Here is a 620-nt window from a genome sequence, read left to right as displayed (position 1 = left end):
GGCGTTAAATGCTTCAAAGACTTTGAGAGGAAAATGGTTTGATTGAGTTTAAAAAAATATCATCAGATTTAGCCCCAATGAAATTATTACTTGAAGCAGATCCATCTCAAGAATGCATTAATAAGTATCTGAATGGTTCTGACTGTTTCGGTGCTTTTAAAAATCATGAAATAGTCGGTATTTGTATTAGTAAGCAGCTTAGTTCTTCTGTGGCCGAAATCTACAATATTGCAATAGCGCCGGAATATCAGCAAAAAGGTATTGGCTCAAACTTCCTCAAATTTGTATTAAATGAGTTAGCTTTGAATGGCTACAGTAACGTAGAACTAGGAACTGGAACTTTTGGCTATCAATTATCGTTTTATCAACGTCATGGATTTCGAGTTGACTCAATCGTAAAAAATTTCTTTCTCGATAATTACGACGAAGATATCTATGAAAACGGTATTCAGCACAAAGATATGTTGCGGTTAGTTTGTAGATTACTTTAAATCGCATTTAACAAAGCAATCAACACGATTTATTACATTCGGCGTTGTAGGTTTGTCTTTGGTTTCGGTGTTTAAGGCAGTAAAATTCAGCTAAGTCGTCGTAGTAATAAACGTGTTATTGCGGCGTTA

1 protein-coding gene is annotated in these 620 nt (G+C 34.8%); it reads left to right on the top strand.

Annotated features, from left to right (window positions below; genetic code table 11):
* Positions 1 to 38: 38 nt before the first annotated feature.
* Positions 39 to 491 carry an N-acetyltransferase gene (locus HC728_RS19770; RefSeq protein ID WP_190395986.1) on the top strand — a complete coding sequence of 151 codons (453 nt, stop codon included), beginning with the start codon at positions 39 to 41 and terminating at the stop codon, positions 489 to 491.
* Positions 492 to 620: the final 129 nt, after the last annotated feature.

This window comes from Aliivibrio sp. S10_S31, assembly GCF_014694495.1.
In the GTDB taxonomy this organism is placed as follows: Bacteria; Pseudomonadota; Gammaproteobacteria; order Enterobacterales; family Vibrionaceae; genus Aliivibrio; species Aliivibrio fischeri.
Note: the sequence above shows the minus strand (reverse complement) of the source record. Positions and strands in the feature narration are given on the sequence as shown.